Below are 23,480 nucleotides of genomic sequence, written 5' to 3'. Positions count from 1 at the left end.
TTACACAGTATGAGTAAAATTGTTTTACAAAACTTCGTATTAATCATAGATTAAATTAGCCACAGCTATTAAAATGGCCTCTATTTTTTGTTGTAAATATCTATTTTTTATTACTAATACGGTCAATGAAATTAATGATAGTTTCTCTTTTTTTGTATTTTTAAATATATATATATGGAATTACTTTTACTTGTTATAAAAATATTGTGGAGTAACATAACTTAACAAACTATCCAAAGTGTTAATCTCGGCATACGGTTGTATTTTGGTAGTATTCTTGATCTTCTGAGGGTTAAACCACACACCTTTTATATTTACATTTTGAGGACCAGCAATATCCTTTTCTAAGTCATCCCCAACAAATAAAGTATTTTCCGGTTGTAAATTTAACTTATTTAATGCTAGTTCGAATATACGTTTATCAGGTTTACTAAATCCCACTTCTTCAGAAATAATGATTGTTTCAAAATACCTATTTAAATTCGTGTTAAATATTTTAGCTTTTTGCCTCTGAGTTGAGCCATTTGTTATAATTCCAACTTTAAAGTGCTTCTTTATTTGATTTAAGAAATGAATAGTATTTTGGTCTATTGAAAAACATCTAGGGAAATTATTATTCCAAAAATCTTGGATGTAATTGCTTGGCAATCTATACTTCGGCGTGAATTCATCAAACAATGATTCTAAAACTGTCGTTTTATTACTTATGCCATATTCTCTTTTATCGTATTCTTTGAATTTCTGTAACATGTTGCTTTTAGCCGCACCATCTACATTTTCATAACACTTTTCTAAAACAATTAAAAATAATGCCTCTACTGCTTTATCCCTATCAAGTAATGTATCATCTAAATCAAACAGCATCGCTTTATAACCCATCAAATCATTTCACAACCTTTCTAGCATTATATAAATCTCTCCAAGTTTGTACCTTTAAACTTTTGGTTTAGCAAGAACATTGTTATGTAGTGATTAACGATTAAATAGAAACTAGATGAAAGAAATCCAAAGTTCTTGGCACACACTCTAGTATTACGGTAGCTTCTTCTATATTGAAATTCCTTTTCCTCTTTTGGTAAAGAAGCAAAAGTATATTTTCGCGAATTTTAAGAAACTACATACAATTCACGTTATTATACATTAGTTTTTCGTAAATATTAATCGTACATCAATTCATACGATAAGTTTTTTTAAACAATTATTTCTCCATAAAAAAGTAATATAGCTAATAATATTTTTTAGTAGTAAACGTCCTATGAAGTTTACTACTGTATCTCCACATAAACTCCAGATAGTACGGCTATAATGACTACCAGAGGTGATATTATGAAAAACTATCATATTCTCGTGGTAGAGGACGATCAAGAAATTCAGGAATTAATTAAACAATTTTTAATGACACAGCATTATACAGTGGTAGTCGCTTCAGATGGACTAGAGGGTATGACACAATTTAATAAGCAATCATTTGATTTAATTCTTCTAGATGTCATGATGCCCAATCTTAATGGGTTTGAAGTTTCTAAAATGATTCGAAGTCAGTCAAACGTACCAATTATTATGCTAACTGCGTTGGAAGAAGAGGAAGATCAAATGAAAGGATTCGACCTTGGGATCGATGATTATATAACAAAGCCCTTTTCATTTCATGTTTTGATTAGACGAGTCGAAGCTGTACTTAGAAGAAGTTATGATAAAAATGTAAATAATCATTTGATATTTAAAGAAGTGCGTATCGATGTGGATGCATATAGAGTATATGTAAATGACGTTGAAATTATATTAACGACAAAAGAGTTTGAAATTCTACAACTACTATTTCAAAATGAGAGAAAAGTACTTACAAGAGAAAATATCGTAGAGAAGGTTTGGGGGTACGATTATTTTGGAGAAACACGAATAATTGATACACATATTAAAAATCTACGTAAAAAATTAGCTATCCCTTATATTAAAACAATAAAGGGTATTGGTTATAAAATTGATGAATAGTATTGTGAAACTCATGAAGATGAAGCAAATTACTTACAAACTCTTTATGACTACATCTCTCATTTTGTTATCCTTTGCAGTATTGATTTATTTAACTTTATACTTCTTTCTCCCTACGTTTTATGAGCAATATAAAACAGATCAACTTCAAACAGGGATAAACGAAATCATTGATAAATCTAAAAATCTTACGTTTCAAGATGCGATACCACTTTTTGATGAATACGCAAAAAAAAATAATGCGATGCTTTATCTTCAAAATAAAGAAGGAGTAATTATTTACTCTCCTTCATTTTCTTTTATTCAAAGTGGTACGCAAAAAACAGTAGTTACTAAAGCAACACGATTCGAGAATGCAAGTACCCTTAGCAATTCATATAACGCTACGAAACCAATTCAATTTCAAGATGGTAGTTTAACGCTTGTAGTGTTTGCTACATTTCAACCGATTGATGAAGCTTCACAGGTTTTAGTACGCTTTCTCCCCTATATTAGTATCATTGTGCTTGTTATTGGTATAGGGAGTGCTTATTTTTATTCCAGGTTTATTACAAAGCCACTTATTTATATTAATGAAGGTGCACAAAAGATGGCAAATTTAGATTTCCCCGAAAAAATTGAGGTTCGCTCTACAGATGAGTTAGGAGAATTATCTAATAGTTTGAATGACATGTCTATTAACTTGCAACAAGCTATGTTTGATTTAAAAAAAGCAAATGAACAATTAAAAAATGATATTGAAAAAGAAAGAGAAATAGAAACAAAACGCAGAGAGTTTTTTGCGATTATAGCACATGAATTAAAGTCCCCTCTTACTGTAATGAAAGGATACTTAGAAGGAATGATATACAATATTGGCCCTTATCAAAATCGCGATCAATATTTAAAGAAGAATCATCAAATTATTGAAAGTATGGAACAATTAGTTCGTGAAATTTTAAGCGTATCGAAATTAGAACAACACACCTTCAAACTAAAAGTAGAGAAAGTTAATCTTTCAAAATTAATAGGGACAATTACAAAAGATCTCGAATTTTTTGCTTCTCAAAAAAACATCGAAATAATAAAAGAAATTGATTTTGGCCTTGCTATTTATACAGATTGTGCCCTTTTAGAAAAAGCATGTAAAAATATTGTCCATAATGCGGTTATGTATTCACCACATAATGAAAAAGTCTATATAAAGTTAAGTGAGGATTCTAAACAAAGTCAAATCGAAATGCAAATTATAAATACAGGTGTCAATATTAAAGATGAAGATTTACAACAAATTTTTAAACCATTTTATCGAATTGAAAAATCAAGAAATCGAAATACTGGAGGAAGTGGTTTGGGGTTATATATTGTTAAACAAATTCTTGAAACGCTAGATATAAAGTATTCAATAAAAAATATGGAACATAGTGTGCAATTTCGCATGAGTATTCCATTATCTAAACACAAAAACAAACAAACTCTCCTTTAAATAGGACGAGTTTGTTTGTTTTTGTAGTAAATATAAACTTATTAACAGGTTTTTCACTTAATGGACAAATGCTGCTTCTTAAATGGCGATTATCATAAGTAGTGACAAACTGTATTCAATTTACATATTTATCTTCTACTATAACAGCAAAAACGAAATTCCGCTTAGCAGCAAATTAGATTCTCTTATTTGAGATGCATTTCATCTATGAAACTGAAAAGGAAGATGAAAAATGCATATTTCCCTCCATTTTTCAGATTAATTTAAAATTCTTTTATGGTAAGCTATATGTAAAGATTAAACATAAAACATAAAGGATGATTCGTATGCAAATAAGGCCACAAGTAAGTGAATATAACTCCTATTATGCAACGTATACCAACTTGGTATCAGACGGAAATATCATACATATTCTAGAACAACAAATGAAGGAAACGAATCTCTTATTAAAGGAAATTTCTAATAGTGAGGGACTTTTCCGGTATGCTCCTACTAAATGGAGTATAAAAGAAGTAATGGGTCATATAGCAGATACAGAACGGATTATGGCGTATCGATTGCTATCAATCGCTCGAGGCGAGACAGCAGAACTTCCAGGCTATAATGATGATATGTATGTTCTTAGAGCTGCTTTTGATAAGCAATCTATGCAAGATCTTCTTGAGAATTTAATAGTTGTTCGCCAATCTACCCTGTATTTACTTAGAAGCTTAGATAAAGAAGCTTGGTCACAAAGAGGAAATGCGAATAATTCTGAAGTTACAGTTCGTGCATTAGCATACATCATTGCTGGTCATGAGCTTCATCATCTTCAAATTATAAAAGAACGTTACCTTGGTTCTGATTTATATCCAGCAACTTAACATTTGAAGAAAATGAGTCCTATTTATGTAGGGCTCTTTTTCAGTATTTATAACGGATTAGTGCTTAGAACCATGGTGATTAAATACATTTATTTATAAAGTCCACCACATAATATATATGCTATCCCCTTTTATTCTGTACATGAATTTCTTTAGGTTGATATACTACAAACTCAATATATCTGGAAAGGTGATGATATTATGTATGAACAGCAAAATAATAGAGATAGAGATCAAAAAATGATGTTTTCTATGCAGGGAGTTCCCTCAAATAAAATTAACATGAATCAATTACCTAAATGGATTAGAATTTTTGGCTATTGTGTGTTTGGTTGGATAATAGTATTTAGTTTAATTATGATTGTAGGTTTAATTCTGCAATATCTATGTGTGATTATCCCATGATATAGGTAACCAATTATAATAAAAAGAACTTGTAGAATATCATACAAGTTCTTTTTCAAATATTATTAAAACGGGAACAACAAACTATTTTAACATTCAGTACAGGGAGACCATTTTGGTTATGGCTTGATTTTATTATAAATCAAATATAAGCTTTTGAAAGAGATAGATTTTGAAAATTATGTGAATTGAACAGTTATGATGTTTATATTAGATTTCATTTACGACCAACTTCTTCTTACTTAAATACACTGCACGATCTGATTTTTTAGCAACCTCCTGTGAGTGCGTCACAACAATAATGCATTTATTCTCTTTATGTGCAAGTTCTTGAAACAGTTCTATTATATCCATTGCGGTTTCTTCGTCGAGGTTTCCTGTCGGCTCATCTGCAATTAGTAAATCAACATTACACGATAGTGCTCGAGCAATTGCTACACGCTGTTGTTGTCCACCGCTTAGTTGCAGGACGTTTCGTTTCGCTTCAGCTTCTGAGAGTCCTACCCTCTCTAATAATTCTAATGCTCTTGCTGTTTTATTTTGCACTTTAACACCTGTAATTTCCATTGCTGTTAAGACGTTTTGAAGAGCGGTCATATAGGTAATTAAGTTATAAGATTGGAAAATTACAGATACATTTTGATTACGGTATCGATCCAAACCAATTTTTCTAATATCTTTGCCATTATACAGTACATAACCATTTTTAGGGACATCCAGTCCACAACCTAAACTTAGAGTTGTGGTTTTACCAGATCCAGATGGTCCTAAAATCGTGTAGAAATGTCCTTTTTGAAAAGAAAAGTTAACATTATCTAGTATCGCTACATTTTTTCCATTACTTTCATAATAATAATCCAAATTTTTAAACTGTAAAATCGTCTCCATATCGATCCTCCTCATTCATCTTTTAAAAGAATTTGTTTTGGGTTTAAACGTAGAATAGATAATGCTGGAAGAAGCGTTGCTATTATAGCAATACCTAGTCCAATCCCCCCCATTTTCCCTACATCTTCTCCTGTTACACTTACATCAATTTTATCAATTGGATCTTCTTTTTGATTTTGTAGAGTACCACCAGGTCCAGCCATCATTACAGTGCCATGTTGCGAGGTATCTGTTTCTTCGCTCGCAGTAGCAATTTCATTCGAAAGTAAATTATCCCCGATATATTGAGAAACTTTAGCTCCTGTTGTTATGGATAATCCAAATGCTAAAATAGCGACACACACTACTTCTACTACGAATTGCGCCATCAGTTTCCACTTTTTCTCTCCAATAGACAATAGAATTCCCATTTCTTTACGACGCCCTTTAATTGATAGCATAATGATTAATCCTAAAATGATCGCACCTGCAATCGATACAATATAAATGATCATTTGAGAAGTCGAAGAGATATTTTCAATAGGACCAATCATTTGCTTGTACAATGAATCATGCGCATCTAATTTATAATAATTAAAATCAATATTAGATTTTTTTGCTTCTTTTTTAAATGCATCAATATATTGTGGATCATTCAAGAAATACACGACTTGAACACTACTTATACCTTGGTCTACTTCTAATTTTTTCATAGTTGAATGCGGCATATATAGTTTATTAGCCGGATCCATAATAGGAGGAGCCTGTTGACCCATTGCTTGCTCATTTGTTTCGTAAATACCGATAATTTCAACCTCAAGGGTTTCCTTCTTATCCCCTGATTGCACTTTAACTTTGTCTCCTACTTTCAAATTGTTTAATTCCGCTAATCGTTTTTCCATTAAAGCTACATTCTGATTCTTCATTTGCTCTGTAATTGGTTTTCCATCAATGATTTTACTTTTTCCGTTTTTAAAGCTTTCTTGTAATGCAGTCTTGCGGACTCCCTCAATCATAAAAGAAGCATTCATATCTATTTCTGTACCAGAGCTTGAACCGCCTCGCACAGCCGCTATTCCCGCTTTACCTTTACCTTCTTCTCCTTCTGAAGCTCCTACTAGTTTAAGTCCATCAGAAATACCGAAAGTGTTAGCTATGTAATTATAGTCTTTTACATACTTGGACTTCGCTAATTGTTCTGTTTCTTTTGTATCGAGCTGCGGCGGACTTGGCATTTCTCCAGTTTCCTTAGCTTTTTGACCTAATTTGTCGAAATCAAGACCTAAAGTAACATCTGCACCAAGTTTTTTTCTCGCAGCATCCGCTGCTTTTTTTGACGCATTTTGGATTGTAAAACCTGAAAGAACCAAATTTGTAACAATCAGAAAAACTGCCATCAAAATTAATGATGTTCCTATCCTTTTTTTCATACTGAGAATTGCTCGTTTCATAAAATTCATTTTTCTTACCTCCTTGATAACTTGTATTCTATATAGGTTATCTAGAGTTTATATGGAGCTAATCGGTAGTTTAACTAGAGATATAAGGAGTTTATGTGTAGTTATTTACCTGTTCCAGAAAAGCTAGAACACAAATTCAAAAACACAGTCGTTTTTAAATTTCGGTAAGGAGTTAGTCAATCTAAGAGACTTATAGAAAAGAGAGGTTAAGCTTGATTTAATGTATGTAACATAAAAAATATATTTATTGTATAATTTCTATACAATAAATATAGAGAACCAATTTGTGAATATCTATATGGGAATTGTAAGTTGTTCTTCATAGAAATTACAGCTTTTAATAAGAAAAGAAGCAAGTTAATATTCTTTTATATGGATAAGAATATTAACTTGCTTCTTAAATTTTAGTATAAATTTTTTATTGTAAGCTTTATAATATAATATACAAATTTATCCTCTATTTTTATAATTCAAGCACCTACTATTTTTTAAACAATATGTATTTTGGAGGAAGTTAATTTGATTTTTTCAAAACTCATTGATCGGTATGCCTTATATGATTTACACAAAAAAAGAAGTGTAGCGTTTCAGTTTACTTCCCTTTCTAACACTTCATTAAATATAAAGGACATAGAATCTTTTTATAAAGTAAAACCATCACATATTCATTTTGACATTAAGCATTCAAAGCAAGAAAATGAATACATGGTTGGGCAATTCAACTATAAAAGTTCGGTTCAATCCGGTGATTCACGCAACGACTCTGTAACTGGGGAATTATTCTTACATAAAAATGAAAATGCACCTCATATTATCTTTGTTCACGGTTGGAGAATGGATTCTAACGAACGTGTAAAAAAAATATTCCACGACCATATGACCAACCTGAAGTGGAATATGTATTATTTCACTCTACCCTATCATTTTGAAAGAAAACCCGATCAATCCTTATTCAGTGGAGAGTATATGGTAAGTGCAAATATTGAACGAACAGTACAAGCAACTAGACAAGCGATAGCTGATTTACGAGCTTTGATTAAATGGATTAAAGCAAATAAAAATGGTCCCCTGATTCTAATAGGGATTAGTTTAGGCGGATTTATTACTAACTTAACCTCTCTTGTTGAAGAAGAAATTGATGTGTTAGCATCCATTTTCTATGCAAATCGACTTTCTTATTCTATTTGGAATACAATTCCGGGTAAATTTATTAGAGAAGACTTGGAACATCATGGTGTTACGTATGATGATTTAATAGATTATTGGAAAATCACTGAACCGAGTCAAGCATTGCCAAAAGTAAAAAAAGAAAATATTTTATTAATTTCAGGTAAGCATGATCTATATGTGCATTCTGAGGATACAGACTACTTGTGGGAATCTTGGGAAAGACCTACACGATATATTTATACATGTGGGCATGCCGGGATCGTTCTTAAACGTAAAAAAATTGCAACTGATACTATCAATTTTATTCAAAATCGATTGAACTCCCCGCACTTATCCAACGCCATGCCTTAAAACGCGAGATTACTAAGTACAAAATCTTATACTTATATTGTTATATTTTTTACTAGTCACCTTTGTAAATCTTAGCCCCAAGCCTTACAATATTGAAAATGAAATAAAATAAATTATTTATCCATTAATCTATACCATCCGTATTTACAGTTATGGATACCCTAATTACATATGAAAAAGAGAGAAGAACATTGGTTAGTTCTTCTCTCTTTGTTTATTTTTAAGATAACTATCTATAAAATTTTGCTTTTCATAATTCTTCATGAGTCTAGAAAAGAAATTTTTCTAATGTACATAATTACAACGCCATTAAAACACTTTGCTCTTAAATCCACTACTTGTATTATTGATTGCATGAAACTCCTTCTTGAGAAAGCTTTTAATTTCCGAATATTCTGTTGACTGTTATAACATATCCAATTTACAATTTAATTGTGGTGTTCTTTCACAATTAAACTACTTAGAATACACTTCATTTATTTGAAAACAATTACAAATAGAGGTGCTAAAATGAAAACTAGAGTAAATCCAGAATTATTACAAGGGTTAGAGATGTTTCCGGATCTCGATTTACGCCCAGAAAATTTGCAATCAATCAGAGAAGGAATAGCTCAAATGAGACCACCTACCGTTGTTGATGACTCCCTTTCTTTAATAGATAAAGTCATTGTTGGGCCTGATGATAATCCGTTACCATTACGAATTTATCGTCCAAAATCAAATCATGAATCTTTACCTGTCTTATTATGGATACATGGTGGAGGTTATATCTTAGGGTCTATAGATGATAACGATGATACTTGTATGAGGTTTGCAAAAGAAGCTAGCTGTGTGGTCGTGTCTGTAGACTACCGCTTAGCACCTGAACACCCTTACCCAGCACCAATTGAGGATTGTTATTCAGCTTTAAAATGGATTGCTGATAATGCAAAGTCATTAAACATTGATTCGAATCGAATTGGGGTTGCAGGAGTAAGCGCTGGCGGTGGACTAACAGCAGCATTATCATTATTAGCACGAGATCGAAAATATCCTTCAATTTGTTTACAAATGCCACTATATCCAATGATTGATGACAGAAATGATACACCTTCAGCGAATGAAATTAAAGAGGGATTTGTTTGGAACCAAAAGGCAAATGAAGCTGGCTGGAAAATGTATTTAGGAGAAATGTATGGAACGGATCAAATCCCTGCCTATGCAGCACCTTCTCGAGCTGAGGATTATAGTGACTTACCGTATACTTACACATTTGTTGGTCAATTAGATCCATTCCGCAGCGAAACATTAACCTATGTAAGCAAACTAGCACAAGCTGGTGTTGATGTGGAGTTTCATTTATATCCAAATGCCTATCACTGGTTTGAAGGGTTAAATCCAAATGCCGATGTATCTATTTATGCTGTGAACGAAATAGTACAAGCAATAAAGACTGGTTTCAAACGAGTATCCAAGGTTGAGGCTTAATCCCATTACAAGAGAAACACTTATAAATAGTATATATGTATTTATCATTTAAATATAATAGCCGATTCTAAATAAGAATCGGCTATTAATATGTAAAATCCGCCTAATATATCAAGGTTGAGAAACAGATATAAGATGTTTAGGCGATGTGTTTATTTCCTCTGCTAATGCTTTTATGTTCATCATGATTTGAAGTATTTCTTCTTTTGTTGTTCTTGGGTTGATAGAGCAAAGTCGAATTACTACTTTTTCTTTTAATTTAGTCGTACTTAGCATAGCAAATCCTCTTTGATTAATTTCTTCCACCAATTTTTTGTTTATTTCATGAATTGTATCTGTAGATGTTAGCTCACATGGAATATAACGAAAAGTAACAATTCCTAATTGGGCAGGTGTTACTACTTCCCAATCTTTTTCTTTCCTTAAAAACTCTTCAACTTGTTCAGCTAGCATAATGCCATGATCAATTGCCTCACGAAAAGCTGTAACTCCGAATGCTTTAAAAGAAAGCCATACCTTTAATGCTCTAAATCTACGAGAAAGTTCAATTCCACGCTCCCCAAAATTCACTTTTTCTTCTATATTAGTTTCTGTATCCTTAATATACTCTGGGATCATACGGAATGTTTCACTTAAATATTGGCTATTTCGAATAAGTACACAACCAACATCATAAGGCTGAAAAAGCCATTTATGCGGGTCTAACGTTAAAGAATCGGCACGATGAATTCCACTTAATAACTCCCTTCCTTTTTCACTGAGAATTGCTGCAGCCCCATAAGCCCCATCCACGTGTAGCCATATATCTTCATCACCACATACATCAGCCAATTCATCGAGGGAGTCCACCGCTCCGCAATTCGTTGTCCCTGCATTAGCAATAACACAGAATGGTTTTTTCCCTTTTAATCGATCTTCTTTTATTTGTTTTCTTAAAGTACTAACTGAAATTTTTAAGTCTGCATCTGTCTCAATTCGGCAAATTTGATGCTGTTTAAAACCTAATACTTTAAGTGCTCGATCTACAGAAAAATGAGTTTGGTTAGAAAAATAAACAATCGCATTTTCTATGTCATTATTCAGCTTGACCTGTCTCGCTACAGTAAGTGCAGTCAAATTAGCCATGGAACCACCACTGACAAATAATCCTTCAGCTGAATCAGGGAATCCTAGCATTGATTTTAACCAGTTAATTGTCGTTAATTCAATTTGTTCGGCACCTGCACCTACTATCCAAGCTGTAGGAAATACATTAAACCCACTTGCTAAAAAATCTGCTAATACACCAACATAATTATTAGGACCTGGCACAAAAGCCATAAAATGAGGATGATCCACATGAGTAATTTGATTAAACACATTGTTATTAAGAAAATGAAGTAATTCTTTTGGATTAGATCCGTTTTCCGGAATCGTTTCAATTAGCTTGTCTCTAAAAATATTACTATCAATCGTTTCTGAAACTGGTTTACTTTTTAAATGATTCATATGATCAACAATTAAGTCAACCGCTTGATATCCTAACTGACGCATTTCTTCGGCTGATAACTGTAATTTTTTTGTCATTTGATTTACTCCTATTCTATTTAAAAAGGCGAGTTCTTGCTCGCCTTTTCATTTTTTATAATTTGTAATCACAAATTGTTTGTATTGGATTTTGAAGAATCGTGTTGATTAACCCCTGGATGTGATTTAATATTTCCTGTATTTTCTCTGTTTCATATACCGTTTGATCATATCCAAACTTTATTGTAAGTCTTTCTTCAGGGAAGCACATAATTCCATACTTTACATGTGGCTCATCAACAACTTCGTAATCCGTGATAGCAAAATGTCTGTTTTCATTTGAAGAAAAGATTGCTGGATTAGTTGGATAGTTTTCAAAAACCCAAAGATGGTCAGTCAACTCAGTTTTTAATTCACTTTGCTTTTGTATATCAACAAATGAATAGTATACATACTCATTACATTTCAATGTCTCTAGTTGTACCTTTTGCAGGAAGTCCACAAAAGATTGCGTTTCTGTCCATGCTAATCGGATAGGCAAAACATTTGTGAACAGACCGAACATATTTTCAATTCCTTCTACTTCGGGAGGTCTGACTGATACTAGGTTAGGCAATACTACTTCTCTCGTTCCGTTGAATTTGCCAAGCAATATTCCCCATACAGCTAGTAATGCCGTATTCATAGTTATATTATTTTTAGTTACAAATGTTTGTAACTGATCAGTCAAATCCTTGTCTAATGTTAAATCCATAAAAGTGAAGTTTAACCCTTCACTTTTAGATGGGACTTTCTTTTTAGGAATACTAATTTTCTGATTGTATCCTGATAAATAATCTCGCCAAAAATGACGTGCTTTCTCATGATCTTGTGCCAAAGTCCAATCTATAAATGTTTCAAAAGGTTTTACCATGGGTAACCCCGCCGTAGTTCCGGCATTTGTAGTTTCGTAGAGCTGGAATAATTCGTCTATCAAAATGCTGACGCTCCAACCATCACATAATAGATGATGGGAACTCCAAATTACTTTATGCTCGTTATTACCTAGTTGGAATATACAGAGACGTGTCATAAGTTCATCATTTTTAAATCCTCGACTTAAATTTTCATTCATCCACTGTTTTAGGAATTCTTGCTGTTCTTGTTTCGTCATCTCAATCAAGTTTTTTATTTCTGAATTTATTTGAACATCATATAGAACAGCTTGCCAAGGTTTTGCTTGTTCATCTTGCACAATTATTGTTCTTAAAGAATCATGACGATCAACTAATTGTTGGAAACACTGAATAAAGAGTTTAATATCCAGCTCCCCCTCAAGTGCCCAAATTGTTTGTTCAAAATATGCATTTGTATCAGGTTCATTCGTAGCATGCTCATAAATAACTTCCTGGAAAGGTGCTAACGGGTAAATACGTTCTATTTTTATATCCGGCATTTTTTCTTGTATTTTGTTAAGTGTATGTTGATTAAGTTGTTTATCTTTAACATTTAGTAATGTAGCTTTATTATCGTTCATTATGTTTACATCATTTGTTTGTGAACTTGAAAACTGGTCTAGCTTTTTAACAAATTGAACCATGTCCCTTAATATAGGAAATGAAAATATATTTTTTGGTTCAAGCTCGAATCCTTGTCGATACAGTCTGACGGACACTTGAATCGCTTTTATCGAATCTCCACCTAAGGCGAAGAAATGATCATTTACTCCAACTTGATCTATTTTGAGTACTTCTTGCCAAATACTAGTTAATATTTTTTCCATTTCAGTTTTTGGGGCAATAAATACTTCATTTTTTTGTTTCTCCGGAGTAGGGAGCGCTTTTCTATCTAATTTCCCGTTTGGAGTCAGGGGTAATTGGTCCAAATAAACAAAATAAGAAGGAATCATATAATCTGGCAAGTGATCTTGCAAATGCTTTCGTAGTTCTGTTGTACTAATATTTTGCTCAGTTACCACATATGCAACTAAAAATTTTATTCCGTTCTCATCTGTTTGATCAATTACGACAGCATGTTCGACTTGTTTATAAGTTAGAAGACAATGAGAGATTTCTTCTAACTCTACTCGATATCCCTGAATTTTCACTTGGTAATCTTGGCGGCCTAAAAATTCAATATATCCCTCAGAATGCATTTTTCCACAATCCCCTGTTTTATATATAAGACCAAAATCAGGATGTGACACAAACGCTTCATTTGTTTTCTTTTCATCATTTAAATATCCTTTAGCAAGGCCCACTCCCCCGATATATAAATCTCCAATTACACCAACAGGGCACATTTTCTTTTCATAGTTCAACACATAATACGTTTGGTTTGCCAAGGGCATCCCGTATGGAATACTATTCCAATGTGATTCCACCTGTTTGACCGGATAATAAATTGACCAAATCGATGCTTCTGTTGCCCCTCCTAGTGAGACTACTTCTGCAATCGGAAAATGTCGTTTTATTTTTTCTGGTAAAGAAAGCGGAATCCAATCTCCACTATGTAAAACTAAACGTAAAGAAGGATATTCAAAATGAGAACCTACTTGCTCCAATGCCAAATCCATGATTGCAGGCACTGTATTCCAAATTGTAATCCCTCTACGTTCGACAGTGCGGATTAATTCTTGCATGTCTCTCGGATCACGAATCATTACTAACATTGCACCTGTGCTTAAAGCTCCGAAAATATCGTATACAGATAGGTCAAAACACATGGAAGAGATACCAATAATACGATCATCTTCATTCACCTCATATTTTTGATTTATGTCTTGAATAGTATTTGTAACCGCTTGGTGAGTAATAATTACTCCTTTTGGTTTTCCTGTACTTCCTGAAGTGTATATAATATAGGCAATATCTTCTGGACCAGCAATAGCGGGCATATCTTCTGTTGTATAAAATGACAAATGATTTTCTTCATAAAGACTAGGTTCTAATAAAAGCTTGCATGAGCTATTTTTTAAAATATATGTTTGGCGATCTAAAGGATGATCGGGATCAATCGGAACATAAGCGGCACCTGATTTTAAAACACCTAACATATTAACAATTGTGTCAACTCGCCTTTTTGCTAAAAGACCCACTTTGTCACCTAGACCAATGCCTTGCTCTTTTAAGAAGTGGGCAATTTGATTAGAACGTTTATGAAGTTCCGAGTATGTTAACCATTCTTGTTCAAATACCACTGCTACTTCATCCGGTGTACGTTTTACTTGGTCTGTAAATAATTGATACAGAGTAGTTGAAGGTATTTTTTCTGTTGTTTCATTGTATTGCTTAATTAAAGTTTGATCCGATTCTTTCATCTGCAAAGATGTTATATCGCTTTGTTTCACCAATTGTTCCAATAAGTCAACAAATTGGGAAAACATTGCTTCTATTACATCAACATCAAACAACTCTTCAACATAGTTCCAGCTAATTAATAACTCTCCATTTTTTTCAATTACTACATTATCCAAATACACTTGTGGAGTCCGAGCATGAATATAGCGAAGAGAACCAAGTTGTTCCCAAGAGAAAGCACCTGCACCTGCTAACATCGAGGTGAAAACGATTGGCATAACTGCTTTTGGCGTCATTTGATGATATCGAGTAAAATCTCGAATAAAGTTAACTCCATCGTAATGACGATGTTCAAGGCCATCTAATAAAGTAGCTTGCGTTTCTTTTACTCTAGTAAAGAAAGTTTGCTCTGGTTTTACATCAACATCCAATAAAATAAGTGATGTGAAATCTCCAACAATCTGTTCTACTTCATCATGAACAGGATAACGGTTAAATATAGTCAAGTTAATTGCTAATCGACGTTGATTACTCCAATGTGCCAACACATCACCATATATTGTACAAAGTAGAGCGGAAGGCGTTACCTCTTTCTCTTGTGCTAACTTTCGTAGCTTTGTCCATTTTTTATTATCCAGGATTTTTGTAAGTGATTGGAATTTAGGAGTAGCAATCTCTGCTGGATCCTTTTTTAACAGCAAAGATGGTGCAAACGGAAAGTCAGGAAGCTTACTTGTCCAATAATCTTTTGCTGTTTTATATTCTTCGCTTTGTTCCATTTCATCATAGATAAACATATAATCTTGAAAATCAAAAGATAAAGATTCTAATTTTTGATTTGGTTTATAATAATAATGCAACAAATCCTGTCCAACAATGTTCATGCTTGCTCCGTCCATTAATAAAGCATCGTATCGAAAACATAATAAATACGTGTCTTCTTTTAAAAGAAAAGCTTTCAATTCAAACAAAGGCCATTGCCCCAAAGGGAATACATGGTTAGTCATTCGAGAACGCTCTTCTTGTAAGCGAGCATGTTGATTCCTATCATCTAAATCTATGAGACTCACTATTTCAATCTCGTAATCAGGAACGCTTTGTAATATTTGCTGTTTTCCCTCTGGTAAAATTACAGCTCGCAACATTGGATGACGATGAATTACCTTTTGAAAACTTTTTGAAAGACGATTGATATCCAAAGCTGTTTCATATTCAAAATATGTTTGAGGGGAAATACCACTTAATTCAAACTGTGAATTCCGTCCTATCATATACGCTGTCTGAACTTCTGTTAAGGAAAATGGCTTAGACAAATCTTTAACATGAGTTGGTCTACTTTCAAAGTTTTCCTCTTTATGCTCTAGCTTTACACAAGAACTCAGTTGAGCGATTGTGGGGTGCTTAAAAAAATCTGTTGTACTTATTTTTAAGCCGTCTTTTCTTAATAAATTAATTACCTGAAGTGCTTTAATAGATTCTCCTTTTAATGCAAAAAAATTATCATGAATACCGATTCCCTCGATCTCCATAACTTTTTCCCATGCACGCACTAATTTTTGTTCAATTTCATTGCGCGGAGCAAGGTATGGAATTGATACATAATCCGTTTGTGTTATATCCAACAATCTTTTTCTATCCACTTTTCCATTTGGATTCAATGGAATCTCTTCTACCTGAATCATTTTTTCAGGAATCATAAACTCAGGTAATTTATCACTTAAATATTTTCTGATTTCATCAAAAGACACCTTGTTATCCGATACATAGTAGGCAGCTAATAATTTCCTATTTCCATACACTTGATCAACAACGATAGCCTGGTTTATTTCTGGATATTCCCTTAATTGAGTTTCGATTTCTCTTAATTCAATCCGATACCCCCGAATTTTCACTTGATGATCCATTCTACCTAAATATTCAAGTTCTCCATTAGGCAACCAACGAACGAGATCACCTGTATGATACATCATTTCCCCTGCCGCAAAAGGACTCGGTACAAACTTTTCATCTGTCAGTTTATTTTTACCAAGATACCCTCGTGCTACCGCTACGCCAGCAATGCAGAGTTCACCGGGAATTCCAAATGGTTTTAATTGGCCATACTTATTCAATATATAGGAATGATAATTCGGGTTAGGTTTGCCAATCGTAACTTCTTTGGAAGTGCTCAAGTCTTTTACTGTTGCGCAAATGGTTGTTTCTGTGGGACCATAAATATTTAAAATTGTTGCTTCACTGATACAACGAATTTTTTCAACCAAATCAATGGAAAATGCTTCTCCTGCTAATAAAATAGATTTTAAATCTTTTAGAAAATTTGCCCCTTCTGGATCACTCAAAATCACTTCCATTCGCGATGGCGTTGATTCCCATAAATCCACCTTATGTTTTTTGACTAAATGAGCCAATTCTTTTGTTGCAAACTGGTCCTCCGTAGCAATTACTACTTTTGAACCTTGCGTTAAAGGAAGACATATTTCTAACAAGGAAATATCAAAAGATACACTAGCAAGAAACAAGAATGATTGATTAGCTTTTACTTTTTCTCTCATTACATTTAAAAAATGAACTAGCGATTTTTGTTCGATCATTACCCCTTTTGGATTTCCTGTCGATCCTGATGTGTAAATAACATAAGCCAAATCATTAGGATTATGTTCTCGTACTAAATTACTTTCTTCACCTTGGAAAAGATATTCTTTATCAAGATACAGTACTTCACCCGCAAATTGCGGCAATACTTCCTCTTTTCGCTTACTAAGTAAATATTTTGCTTGACTATCTTGTAACATATATTCAATTCGTTCAGTTGGGTAGTTAGGGTCGATTGGTAAATACGCTGCTCCTGCTTTTAAAATCCCCATCATACCAATAATCATTTCTAATGACCGATCTACCATAACGCCAATAATACTTTCTTTTGAAACACCTTTACTTTGAAGAATAGAAGCCAATTGATTCGCTTTCTTATTCAATTCTCTATATGTCAAAGATTGATCATTACAAACAACAGCAATTTGATCTGGAGTTTTTAATACTTGCGCTTCAAACAAATCTTGAAATGATTGAAACAAGTCTATGCCCGTTTGAAAAGTATTCAATCCTTCTAGCAACTCTTTTTCTTCTTCTGCAATAATACAAATATCTTTCAATGCCAAATTCGGGTTTTGTGAAACTTGCTTTAAAACATAACAATACGAATTGGCAAACTGTTGCAAAGAAGAGAATGAACGGGACTTGCAAGAAATTTGAAATTCAAATTCATTATGTATTTCATTCCATTTTCTTCGTATCCATAGGACTAAATTATTCTCTGCGTATTCTTCTAGCGAATTTTCATTATGTAATCCTTCCATCCCGATTACAATTTGAAAAGGAGTTAAATTGTGTTTAACTAATAATTCAGAGAGCGGATACTCCTGATTTTCATACCCGAATAAAGTCGTTTGTTCAATCTCATTTACTAATTGTTTAAAGGTGTGATGCGGATGAATTTCACTTCCTAAAGGAATCAACTTATTAAGATTCTCACTTTGTTCAAGATTCTTTTCAATTATAGGAATACTAATAGTAATTCTTTCTTGATCTGTATAATGTGCCAAACAAACCCTTAAAGCGGCTTGAAACCAGCTAAATAATAATAAATCTTGAGACTTACATATTTTTTGTATATTTTTACTAAACTCTACATTCACTATGACTTGAACGAACTCACAAGGTGTTTCTTTATTTAGTTGGTTATCGCTATTAAATACAGAAAAATCGAGAACCTCGGAAGATAATTGCTCCTTCCAAAACGCTTCTACTTCTTGATTTTCATGAATTGAACTTCGATCTTTAATGTGCATTTTTATCTTTATCCCCCTAATATTCATTTCTTCTACTCGTTAATTTTCAAGCCAACTTCAAGCCCATGGAGAAACACTTGATGGTTATCCAAACATAAAAATTGCTGAATCTCTTCAAATTTCATATGACCAACTGAACAAACCCCTAAATTTAATGTCTCAGCAACCATATTTAAGGTAGCAGTGATAATGCCTGACTCGATACAAGCAAATAAATATCCATCTGAACCGTATTTCGGGATGGAAGCGTTCGCATTATAAACCAAATAAACTGAGAATGCAGATTGAGTAAATAAATCCTGATTAATTAACTCATGATCACTTTTGATCACTTGATCAATGTTGTTTACAATCACAAGACTATTTTTTGATGGGTTATAATAATAAAATCCAGCTTTCATACCCTCTATACGTTTTGGTTTTATATAAACAAAGATATCAATGGGATAGAGCCCGCCTGCACTTGCGTAATGATAGTATATTTTTTCTTCCCTAACCTGTCTTAGAGTTGATAAGAATTGGGAAAATTCCGAAAAACTAATGTATTTTTCCATTTCAAATTGACGACAAGACCTACGTTCCTTGATTATAGTGGGTAGCTCATCTGTTGTTTCAAGTTGAATTTCGGTTGACCGTGCAGCAACGTGCGTGCGATTTAATTGTTCACTCATATACTTATCTAACTCTTCTTTAGAAAAGCGAATCTGGTTGCTATATGGATTTGGAAAAATCTTTTCTTGTGAAGAAAATACTTCTCTTGGGTGTAATATGTTACTTACTAACACACGATTTTTTATCATGAGCTCTATGTTTTTTTGTGTCTCTTCTACATTTCCTAACGAAAAGCGCTCTACTAGTTCACTAATTTTCACACCTTTTTGAGCCATAAAATAAAAATCAGGAAACCACTCAGACAGAATACCTGTAAATCTCATTTCCCCTATCAAAACTTCATTATGCAACTTCTCCCAATGCTTAATCGGAGACCAGTAATAAATTTTCTCGCTCATATAACCCTCCATAAACGTTTAACTTATTTTTGAAATGCAATTTTCTAATTTACAAAATTTTTTTAGATTCTGCTCCTTGTCTCATAGTGATTATAAATACATGCACTTTAACGAAACTTGAAAATAATGAAATAACTTTTTCTTCATTAAAATTTTTTATTTCATCATAAAAAATGATTTCTTTTTGGATATTTCACATCCTTTCCCATAGTAATCCTATAAGGTATAAACCATTTATAACATTGAGAATATTCATGTATTTCCAATGTGAAATTATTGTAATGGATTGGAGAGCGGTTGAATATAGTTATTAAATCAAATAATGTTGAGAAAGTTTTATTTATTATATCGATAAAATTTTATGATGTAATTTATTACAAATAGATTAAGAAAAGAGTTTTAAATTTTTCTTAATCAGTTAGTGTGAAAATATCACATACTATTACATACAATCGAGTTACTTACATTTCATATTCAAAATAGAGAAAAGACACCTTGAATGGTGTCTTTTCTCTATTTTAATTCCATATACTTTTTACGCCTTTGTTATTTTTAAACGATTTGTAGGAGTTAATACAACTCGAACATCTAGTTCGTTATATGTTCGAATATATAATAAACATTATATGAATTACGAATGTATTTCAGGTAATTTTATAAATAAACTCAAAGATATCTTCTCCTCCTACTGTCATAAAAGAAATAATCTATTGCTTATTTCTTTTATTAAATTGTAATATAATTACAGTATGTGAAATTATATTACATTAACTTTAAAAGCGAAGTGAGAATAATCTTCACTTCGCTTTTTTCATTTGCAATCCTTATTAACTTTGCTCAATTCAGTATTTATTTCCACACTCTTCGCTTTTATTTAATTGGTTTTTCTGATTTTAAAACAATGGAACTTAATGCAGGAACTTTAATTTTATTGTCATGGACAACATAAAGTGGTTTACTTCCCGCCTGCTTGCCATCTACTAGTACTTTCCAAGGCCCTTTCGATGGAAGTGTTATTTCAACAGCTTCTCTATTTGCATTGTGAGCCACTGTAAAGTATTCATGTTTATTCCCCTCTATTATATAAGCTACAGTATTTTTGGGAGCATCAATAAATGATACGTGTGTTTTATTTGCTCTGCAGATGTCATTCGAAAAGCTGAGTACTTTTTGCGTAATTCTATTAAACCCTTCATATAATCTACTTCATTATTAAACGTTGCACGGCGCAGCCAATCCATCTGGTTAATTGAGTCTGGAGATTTGTAACTATTATGATCACCGTATTTCGTCCGCATAAACTCTTGCCCTGCATGTAAAAATGGAATTCCTTGTGATGTTAATAAAATCGAAGAAGACAATTTGTGCATTTGTGTTCGCACTTCATCGCTGTCACCTGGATTAGTTAACTCAAGTTTATCCCATAATGTATGATTGTCATGTGCTTCCACATAAGTTAGCACCTGTTCCGGATCTTGATAGGTAGACGAATTTGTATCGTAGTCAATACCTGCCGTAATACCTTTTTTAATACGATCTTCCATATTTTCCTTTCCATTTATAAAACCATTTTCTTTTTCCTCAAATACACTACCTTTTAACCCATCACGTATATTATCGTTAAAATGAGCAATCCCTTTCATTTTCTCTGCATTTTTTTGATTTGCTTTCAGCTCAGCTGCAAGAGGTGTATTTAAATCCCATCCTTCTCCGTGTAGTATAATAGAAGGGTCAATTTGATTAACAGCTTTACGTATTTCATTCATCGTTTCATAATCATGAATACCCATTAAATCAAAACGGAATCCATCTAAATTGTATTCTTTTGCCCAATATGTGACGGAATCTATCATAAATTTCCTCATCATTTTTCTTTCTGAAGCAGTATCATTTCCTACTCCAGTTCCATTTGCAAATGTTCCATCTTCATTGTAACGATAATAATAACCTGGAACTAACTTATGGAAATTAGATTCAGCAGCGTTATACATATGGTTATATACTACATCCATCACCACTCGAAGATTATTATCATGTAGTGTTTGAACCATTTGCTTTAATTCAGTTATTCGCACAGTTGGCTCATAAGGATTTGTAGAATAGGAGCCTTCTGGAACGTTAAAATTTTTAGGATCATATCCCCAGTTATATTGCGGTTCATTTAAAGTCTCTTCATTTACAGAAGCATAATCAAATATCGGTAAAAACTGAACGTGAGTAACACCGAGATCCTTTATATGATCAAGTCCTGTTTTTACACCTTCTGGCCCTTTTGTTCCTTTTTCTGTTACACCTAAATACTTCCCTTTCTGTTTAATACCACTTTCAGGTTGAATGGAAAGATCGCGTACATGTAACTCATAAATAATAGCATCTTCCGGATTTTTAAATTTTGGCTTTTTGTTTGCTTTCCATTTTTTCGGATTTGTTTCTTCTAAATTAACGACTGCACCTTTATCCCCATTTACAGAAGCAGCACGCACATATGGATCAACCGCTTCAGTCCACTTATCACCAATTTTGACCTTATACGTATAAAAGAGCCCTGTTTGGTTCCCCTTTAGTTCTGATGTCCAAGTTCCCTTTTCACCTTGTTGCATGTTTATTTCAGCACCTATTTTATCGCTCCATTTTTTATATGTAACTAACTTCGCTTCGCTTGCAGTAGGAGCCCATAAACGGAACTTTGTATGTTGCGGAGTATATGTATTTCCTAAATCGTTACCACCATAATAAAATAAATTATCAAATTCTTCGCTACGAATGACTTTACCAATTTCAGTATTCGTATCAGCTAAGTTTTCTATTTTAACTTTGTATGTTTGTTTTAAATCAATTTTCTGTTCCGTAATTATTTTGACCTTATTAGTAATATCGCCACTGTTTATATCATAAGGAGTAATATTCTTAATTTTAATGCCTTCAATTTCAATTTTCTTTTCCTTAATATTAAACGGGACATTAGTCGTTACAGTAATTTCATGGAAACTATCAATAGTTGCTTTTTGAATTGAGAGATCCGATGAAGGCTTAGAGTTATATACTTTTTCATCACCCGAAAGGATCCATACTTCAGCACGACCGTCCTTTATATTTTCAATCCAACGATCCCCACCATCTTTTTCCCATTCATTTGTTCGAACTATAAATCCTACACGATTATAGTCACCGTCTATTTTTATCTTAGCGTATTTTCCAAATTCATCTTCACCAGTAAATTGATAAGATGTACCATTTGCATTTTCTCCCCATAACCAAAGATTCCAGTCTTTTGTATTTCCAAGCTTTTCTTTGTAATGAATGATAATTTCAGTTGTTTTCGAATTTGAAACTGCCTTCACACTCTGAAAGGAGAAAACAGATGATAACATAACGATTAAAGTAAGTAATAAAACTGTTTTGTTGATTAATCTTTTTGTAATTTGCATCACATACACCCTTTCTTCAAATATTACTAACGATTTATTATGCTTACACTGAATAACACTGCTTAAATTAATCTAGAAATCTCTTTTACTTCACCTCCATATCGGCTATTTTCACGTATGTATTTCAATGACCTTTTAATACGAAAACGTTTGCATTAGTACTTAAAAAAATAGATTTGTTTATGCCTTCATATATTTGTAAATACTAAAAGATCAGGGAAAACATTTTAAAGCAATCGTTTGTTATCGCTTTCATTTTATAGACTTTCTATCAAGAGGTCAATATATTATTAATTTTCTGTTTTTATATATTTTAAACCTTATTTATTTGTCACAACTTCTTACAGATAAAGTGCCTCATTATTGCTTA

Annotated in this window: 12 protein-coding genes and 1 pseudogene; 6 read left to right on the top strand and 7 right to left on the bottom strand. The window is 32.7% G+C overall.

The window, feature by feature from the left end:
• Window positions 1-186 precede the first annotated feature (186 nt).
• Window positions 187-879: an HAD-IA family hydrolase gene (locus tag ACTFSL_RS05480; protein ID WP_440041329.1), complete on the bottom strand. Its 693-nt coding sequence runs from the start codon at window positions 877-879 to the stop codon at window positions 187-189.
• Between the two features lie 447 nt (window positions 880-1,326).
• Between ACTFSL_RS05480 and ACTFSL_RS05475 the strand changes: the two genes are divergently transcribed.
• The 4 genes from ACTFSL_RS05475 to ACTFSL_RS05460 all read left to right on the top strand — a co-directional run bounded on the left by ACTFSL_RS05475 (window position 1,327) and on the right by ACTFSL_RS05460 (window position 4,725).
• Window positions 1,327-1,992 (top strand): response regulator transcription factor, encoded by a 666-nt coding sequence (locus ACTFSL_RS05475; protein WP_000800727.1) that lies wholly within the window; start codon window positions 1,327-1,329, stop codon window positions 1,990-1,992.
• A gap of 13 nt (window positions 1,993-2,005) precedes the next feature.
• Window positions 2,006-3,457, top strand: coding sequence for an ATP-binding protein (locus ACTFSL_RS05470; protein ID WP_440041378.1), 1,452 nt, complete (start codon window positions 2,006-2,008; stop codon window positions 3,455-3,457).
• Between the two features lie 326 nt (window positions 3,458-3,783).
• A complete protein-coding gene (locus ACTFSL_RS05465; RefSeq protein ID WP_001167135.1) occupies window positions 3,784-4,320 on the top strand; it encodes a DinB family protein in 537 nt (178 codons plus the stop codon).
• A gap of 201 nt (window positions 4,321-4,521) precedes the next feature.
• Window positions 4,522-4,725 carry a hypothetical protein gene (locus ACTFSL_RS05460; protein ID WP_440041327.1) on the top strand — a complete coding sequence of 68 codons (204 nt, stop codon included), beginning with the start codon at window positions 4,522-4,524 and terminating at the stop codon, window positions 4,723-4,725.
• A gap of 210 nt (window positions 4,726-4,935) precedes the next feature.
• On the opposite strand, the gene ACTFSL_RS05455 is transcribed toward ACTFSL_RS05460, so the two are convergent.
• On the bottom strand, window positions 4,936-5,613 hold the full coding sequence (locus ACTFSL_RS05455; protein WP_000447852.1) for an ABC transporter ATP-binding protein: 678 nt from the start codon (window positions 5,611-5,613) through the stop codon (window positions 4,936-4,938).
• A gap of 11 nt (window positions 5,614-5,624) precedes the next feature.
• Window positions 5,625-7,052 (bottom strand): ABC transporter permease, encoded by a 1,428-nt coding sequence (locus tag ACTFSL_RS05450; protein ID WP_001010221.1) that lies wholly within the window; start codon window positions 7,050-7,052, stop codon window positions 5,625-5,627.
• A 519-nt stretch (window positions 7,053-7,571) separates the two neighbouring features.
• Here ACTFSL_RS05450 and ACTFSL_RS05445 point away from each other — a divergent pair.
• Window positions 7,572-8,573: an alpha/beta hydrolase gene (locus ACTFSL_RS05445; RefSeq protein WP_440041325.1), complete on the top strand. Its 1,002-nt coding sequence runs from the start codon at window positions 7,572-7,574 to the stop codon at window positions 8,571-8,573.
• 510 nt (window positions 8,574-9,083) lie between these two features.
• On the top strand, window positions 9,084-10,040 hold the full coding sequence (locus ACTFSL_RS05440) for an alpha/beta hydrolase (RefSeq protein ID WP_103622010.1): 957 nt from the start codon (window positions 9,084-9,086) through the stop codon (window positions 10,038-10,040).
• Window positions 10,041-10,151: 111 nt separating this feature from the next.
• On the opposite strand, the gene ACTFSL_RS05435 is transcribed toward ACTFSL_RS05440, so the two are convergent.
• From ACTFSL_RS05435 to pulA, 4 genes and pseudogenes are all read right to left on the bottom strand, one after another.
• Window positions 10,152-11,606, bottom strand: coding sequence for a pyridoxal phosphate-dependent decarboxylase family protein (locus ACTFSL_RS05435; RefSeq protein WP_440041324.1), 1,455 nt, complete (start codon window positions 11,604-11,606; stop codon window positions 10,152-10,154).
• A gap of 55 nt (window positions 11,607-11,661) precedes the next feature.
• Complete coding sequence (locus ACTFSL_RS05430; RefSeq protein WP_440041323.1) at window positions 11,662-18,672, bottom strand: amino acid adenylation domain-containing protein; 7,011 nt, start codon at window positions 18,670-18,672, stop codon at window positions 11,662-11,664.
• A 32-nt stretch (window positions 18,673-18,704) separates the two neighbouring features.
• Window positions 18,705-19,682 (bottom strand): SagB/ThcOx family dehydrogenase, encoded by a 978-nt coding sequence (locus tag ACTFSL_RS05425; protein WP_001290959.1) that lies wholly within the window; start codon window positions 19,680-19,682, stop codon window positions 18,705-18,707.
• Window positions 19,683-20,552: 870 nt separating this feature from the next.
• Window positions 20,553-23,110: pseudogene (gene pulA / locus ACTFSL_RS05420) on the bottom strand (type I pullulanase).
• Window positions 23,111-23,480 lie beyond the last annotated feature (370 nt).

Origin of the sequence: Bacillus cereus group sp. MYBK108-1, assembly GCF_051917185.1 — a bacterium.
Taxonomy (GTDB): Bacteria; Bacillota; Bacilli; order Bacillales; family Bacillaceae_G; genus Bacillus_A; species Bacillus_A cereus.
This window is presented reverse-complemented; position numbering and strand designations above follow the sequence as displayed.